Origin of the sequence: Armatimonas sp. (genome assembly GCF_043757465.1) — a bacterium.
Lineage (GTDB): Bacteria > Armatimonadota > Armatimonadia > Armatimonadales > Armatimonadaceae > Armatimonas.
In genome coordinates, this window is record NZ_JAYVPL010000107.1 from 1 (window position 1) to 4,957 (window position 4,957).

General features: G+C 60.6%; 9 protein-coding genes. 4 read left to right on the top strand and 5 right to left on the bottom strand.

What is annotated here, in order from left to right; genetic code table 11:
• The 3 genes from ACH2ED_RS14180 to ACH2ED_RS14190 all read left to right on the top strand — a co-directional run.
• The coding region (locus ACH2ED_RS14180; protein WP_395092261.1) for a hypothetical protein at positions 1 to 268 on the top strand (268 nt) is incomplete at its 5' end.
• Between the two features lie 28 nt (positions 269 to 296).
• On the top strand, positions 297 to 1,346 hold the full coding sequence (locus ACH2ED_RS14185) for a hypothetical protein (protein WP_395092262.1): 1,050 nt from the start codon (positions 297 to 299) through the stop codon (positions 1,344 to 1,346).
• Positions 1,336 to 1,779, top strand: coding sequence for a VRR-NUC domain-containing protein (locus ACH2ED_RS14190; protein ID WP_395092264.1), 444 nt, complete (start codon positions 1,336 to 1,338; stop codon positions 1,777 to 1,779). The genes ACH2ED_RS14185 and ACH2ED_RS14190 overlap by 11 nt, the downstream gene beginning before the upstream one ends.
• Before the next feature lie 25 nt (positions 1,780 to 1,804).
• Here the strand turns inward: ACH2ED_RS14190 and ACH2ED_RS14195 are convergent, their stop codons facing one another.
• From ACH2ED_RS14195 to ACH2ED_RS14215, 5 genes are all read right to left on the bottom strand, one after another.
• A complete protein-coding gene (locus ACH2ED_RS14195) occupies positions 1,805 to 2,251 on the bottom strand; it encodes an HNH endonuclease (RefSeq protein WP_395092266.1) in 447 nt (148 codons plus the stop codon).
• Between the two features lie 3 nt (positions 2,252 to 2,254).
• Complete coding sequence (locus ACH2ED_RS14200) at positions 2,255 to 2,614, bottom strand: hypothetical protein (protein WP_395092269.1); 360 nt, start codon at positions 2,612 to 2,614, stop codon at positions 2,255 to 2,257.
• Between the two features lie 64 nt (positions 2,615 to 2,678).
• Positions 2,679 to 3,653: a nucleotidyl transferase AbiEii/AbiGii toxin family protein gene (locus tag ACH2ED_RS14205; RefSeq protein WP_395092272.1), complete on the bottom strand. Its 975-nt coding sequence runs from the start codon at positions 3,651 to 3,653 to the stop codon at positions 2,679 to 2,681.
• 17 nt (positions 3,654 to 3,670) lie between these two features.
• Positions 3,671 to 4,282, bottom strand: a complete 612-nt coding sequence (locus ACH2ED_RS14210) for a DUF6088 family protein (RefSeq protein WP_395092274.1) — start codon at positions 4,280 to 4,282, stop codon at positions 3,671 to 3,673.
• 62 nt (positions 4,283 to 4,344) lie between these two features.
• Positions 4,345 to 4,581, bottom strand: a complete 237-nt coding sequence (locus ACH2ED_RS14215) for a hypothetical protein (protein WP_395092277.1) — start codon at positions 4,579 to 4,581, stop codon at positions 4,345 to 4,347.
• An 83-nt stretch (positions 4,582 to 4,664) separates the two neighbouring features.
• On the opposite strand from ACH2ED_RS14215, the gene ACH2ED_RS14220 reads away from it, so the two are divergent.
• Positions 4,665 to 4,859 carry a hypothetical protein gene (locus ACH2ED_RS14220; protein WP_395092280.1) on the top strand — a complete coding sequence of 65 codons (195 nt, stop codon included), beginning with the start codon at positions 4,665 to 4,667 and terminating at the stop codon, positions 4,857 to 4,859.
• Positions 4,860 to 4,957 lie beyond the last annotated feature (98 nt).

The window sequence follows — 4,957 nt, forward strand, 5'->3', positions numbered from 1 at the left end:
AATAGAGCGCCGGATAATCCTTCGGGGCTTCGTTCACAAGGTGGTGGTTATATCCACCAAGCCTCTCGCGCTGGAGGCAGAAATCTACAGCGATTTCGGTGTTTTTAGAGGGAGTAAATTTGCGGTGCTCCCCTCTACGGGTTCGCAGGAAACTACACGAAAGGGCGATTTCGACCGTGAAAGTCTAAACCCTATCGGGCTCAGTATGCCCTCAATGACCGAGTTTGAGCTACCACTGAAAGGTAGCCGTGGTCGCTCTCGAACTTGATGCCCCTAGCCAACTTACTCTCTTTGATATGCCGCCAGATCGCACCTGGCGGCTCCCTGAAGCTCGCTCTGATCGTGATAAACGTATTGCTGTGCTGATGCGAAACATCCTCTGGCAGCACGAGGCGGGTGGCTGCCATGCCTCCAACGAGTTCTTTGCCAGCAATCCGACCATGGGCCTCAAGTGTGATGTGGCAACCATCCGGCGCGGCTTGGCCCATCTGGAAGAGTGTGGGATACTCCGCCGCGACTTCGATGCCTTTGGTCAGCGCACCATTGTCCCTTTGGTTACCGTGGAGGATCTTCTGGCGGCGGGTTGGGAGGCACTAGCCCGCGCAATTGTGGGGATGAAGCAGTGGGCTGGAGAGGTTCGGTCGCAGTGCCGCGAGCTGCTGCGGAGTCTTGGAAAATGGTATGCTCCTCAACGTTCTCAGGCTAAGAATTGCGCGGTCTCTGCACGGACAATTGCGCGGCCCTTTCCTTATAAAGAGCGTCAAGCGCAGAAGATGACAACTGTAACAGGCCCCAAGCTCGCAGGTGTTGTTGTCTCTCCTGCGGAGGTTCCAGAGCCAGATAGCGAAGCCGTCACCGTGGCTGTAGAAGCGGGATTGGATCGGAGTGCCGCTCGTCGAGCGGTCGGGGAGAAGCCTCTGGAGACAGTGAGGAGCGCGGTGAAGGCGGCACGGGCTTACGCAGTCTCGCACGAAGTACGAAGCCTGCCCGCGCTGCTCTTTACGGCGATACGTGCCGGGTGGCTAGCACCCGCGCCGCCGTCGAGTCATGCTTCTGACTTAGGTGAGCGGCCACAGAGGATCATCGTTGCACCAGCCCAGATGCGCACTGAGACGGCACCACGGCTTTTGGAGTCTGATTCAACGACGATGGCTTGGGATGCGCTTTCGGAGGATCAGCGAGCGGATTGTCTGGCTCTGGCACTCACCGATGCTTTGGAGACAGCCAGCGAGGCGGAGAAGGCGCTTGTGCGGCGGCGAGGCGTGAACTCGCTTCCTGTTCTGATGCGAGCCAAGCGGCTGGCACGAGAGCGGGCTGAAGCCCTAGGAGCCAGCGATGCCCGGTAAGCGGCGCGACGGCCAGCTCTGCCTTCGGGGTATGGCAAGCATCCGGCCCCGCAAGCCCCGCGCTGAGGTCGAGGCACAGGAGCAGCGGGCGTTCTTCGTGTGGCTTCGGCTTCACGCACGGCAGTTCCCTGAGCTGCGGTGGGTGCATGCGATACCTAACGGCTTGTGGCTAGGGCCGAAACGCGGAGCCGACGCGGTTGAGCTTGGTCTGACCGCTGGGGTGTGGGATGTATTCGTGCCGGTACCGTCATCGGGGTGTCACGGGTTGTACATCGAGCTGAAGGCAGGGCGAAACAGATTGACTAACGAGCAGGTGGCTTTCCGTACTGCACTGGAGCCTTTAGGATTCCGATTTGTGGTCTGTCGAAGCTGGATTGAGGCAGTGGAAACGGTCTGTAAGTACCTCGGTTTGGAGAAGCTTGGTGGCCAGTGATAGGCCGTTTGGTGGCCGTTGGGCACTACTCGTTTTCTGGCAGTGTCCAGGCTGGCGGATGTCCTTCCTCGGTTCCCAGTATGAGGCGGCGGAGGGTCACAACTCCAGGGCGATTCAAATCAAGGCGGGCGATGGTTGTGCGCCCCGTGGGGGTGAGGCCGACCAGCTCGGTGAAGTCCTCGTTCCAACAAAAGTGCTCACGCCAGTTGTCGCGGCGAGGGTGGTAGAGCGGCACGACAACACCCGTTTCAGGGTCGGTGCCTTCCGTGAAGGCGCTCTTGGGGCCATTACAGCCAAAACACGCCAGCGCCAGGTTCTCCAGGGAGTCGGTGCCACCGAGAGTCAGAGGCTGGATGTGGTCAATGGCGAACGGGCTGGAGGAACAGGTAGTCGGAGTGAGGCAGTACTTACAGCGGCGGTGGGAACGGCGCAGGATCTCCTCACGGCTTCGCTTGGGCAAGTGACGGCGCACGTCTCAGACAATCCGAGCCGGACGAATACCAAGCTCGTTCATGAGGGCACGGTAGCGAACCCCACGCAGTTTGGCTAGGGCCAGAATGTCCGCAAAGCGCCGGGCGTTGTGCTCCTCACGCAGTCGGGCAAGGGCGGTGAGGCGCTCCCCTTCAATATTGGAGAGAGTGCCCGCGCCACGCTTGGCAACCAGAGAGCGGAACTCGCGCGTTTCCTCGGGCGGGAAGCTATGGAAGATTCGCTCCAAGAGAACGCCCTCTTCCAGGCGGCGGGTGGCAAGGGTCTCGACGGCGATCCCCTCGCGCTGGGCATCGGCACGGTAGCGGGTTTCAAGTTCGCCTGTCAGGGTGATCGTGGTCGCCATAGTGCCTTTATTTTACCGTAGCTTGGTGGCCGTTGATAGTGGCTTTGGTGGCCAGTGGGACATGCTACGAGTTCAGGCGGATTTCCAGCTCACTTAGACTCTCCAGCAGGCTATCGAAGGTCGGCGGCACAGCGAAGAACATGTCTCCCATTCGGTCGTAGTCGCTTCTCAGGTCAGGCAGGCGCTCAGGCGGCGGGAGCAGGCGCAGCGTACCCGGAACGGCCAGATCGTAGCGCGACCAGGAGCTGCGGTAGAAGAACTCTTTGTGCTCTGCGACGCGGGCCAGAAGATCCAAGCGTGCGATTGCTCGGGGGCCAATCTCCGGGTGCTGGGCGAGCTTGACCAAGTCGTAGTAGTGGCGTGAGAGCCGCTCACCACGGACTTTCTCTAGCGGGCGGTAGAACTCATCGTGCAGGATCGTGACTTTCTCCCAGAACGTGCGCTCGACGGCAAGAACCCGAACGGTAGCAGAGCTGGTGCCTGCGACGACATCGGCGACGAAGGGAATCACGGGATGCTCCTCGGCGGGCCAAGTGTCGTTGCGAGCGCCCATCTCGATCTTGACCACGGGGCGGATGTAGGCCAGCGCGGAGCCGAGGCTTACCGGGTAGGTGAACTCCAACGTTCCCGGCTCGGTCGGGGTGAGTGTCCAGCCGCCCTCGCCCAGAACCTCGGCGATGGCGGCGTGAAGCGTGGGCAAGGTGCGCTCGGTCGTGGCGGCGTAGAAAGCGGCGAGCAGCTCCTCGATGCGCTTGCGTTGCTGGGTCTTGCTGGTGGCAAGCTCCGGCTCACGCTCGCCGCCGAAGCCGAGGAAGTCACGGCTGAGGGAGAGGTCGATGTCTTCTGAAAACCGCTCGATGACCCCGTAGACTTTCGAGAGTGAGGTGCCCCCTTTGAAGAGTAGGTTCTTGCCGACTTCGGGCAGAGTGAAGAGGCGCTCCAGTGTCCAGCATACCCAGAAGTCTTTCTCAATGATGACAGGCGAGAGCTTTTGTGCGACGGCGGCAGCCTGGAAGACATCGGCACGTTCAGCGGCCAAGGCACGGGCGATTCAGTTCAAGCGAGGTTCTCCAAGAGTCGGTCTATGTGCGGCAGAAGCCAAGTAGGTGCGGTGGCGCGGCTTCGGCGTAGGGTAGCGCGATCTCGGCGGGTGAGGAGAGCACGAAGCCGGGTGAGTTCGTGGTCGTCAATGCCTGTGGGGCCGAGATAGCGCAGGGCTTCGAGGATCGTGGCGACCTTGCCTCCCTGCTCCGTGAGCCGCCGAGGTTCTGCGTGGCGTAGCTCGATGGTCTGGCCTCCCACCTTGAGCTTACGGGACGCCCCATCGGTGAGATAGACAATCTTTGCGGGCACCTGCGTGGAAAGCCCGAGGGCGTTTGCCGCGACTGCCCCGCTGCTCTGAAGTCGGCTGCCTGTCTTGCGCTCCAGTGCCTCAGCGATACGCTCCTGGGCAGGTGGAACCAGCGTTCCCAGTAGCGTGCTGGTACGCGGCAGATCGTAGAGCCCTCGCCCGACGCGGCGAATCGCCCCCTCCCGCGCGAGGCGTGAGAGTGTCTGATCCACGGCGGCGCGGCTCCCCAGGTCGAGGAAGTCCTGGGCCGCGAAGACCCACCCCTCTCCCTGCTTCTGAATGCGCCGCTCAATCTTGCTTGCAATGGTTGCTGCCACAGTTAAGATTATAGGTTCCTGTCAGAAAAAAAGCAACTAGTTTCTGACAATCCCTTCACAAATTAGAGATTAGCCTTAGCGGTGATGGCAATATTCGCAAGTGTGCCGCGCCCGCTCCGCAACACGCTGACGGGTGCGAAGGGTGATGTACTCGCGGCGAACTCATTGTGCTCTTCTGGGGTGAGTTCACGCTGGGCTTGGGTGGCTTTGAGTGCTTTACGGCGCTGGAGGGCAGCGAGCGGCACCGCAGCTTCGATGCGCTTCAGGAGATCCGCTTCGGCGATCATCGTTGCGGGCATAGTGAAGGTATTTTACCGCCTCGCCCGGCTGAAGTCATCGGGAAGTGATTTAGCGACAGGGCGAATCTGGCGTATAGAGCGGTATGCCTGAATCGCTTTCCTCACCCTCGTCGCGCCTGTGGTTCACCTCGGATCACCACTTCGGCCACGACAATATCCGCTCCCACTGCCAGCGCCCGTTCGACTCCACCGAGGAGATGAACGAGGCAATGATCGACCGCTGGAATGCGTGTGTTGCGCCGGGAGACACGGTCTACCACCTCGGCGATCTCTTTTAGACTTTAGTTTCCGCTAATTGGGGGTAGTTTGCATGGCATGGCCAAAGACGATACAAGAGCTTATCAGAACACAGGAAAGACCTTTGACCATGCCAACT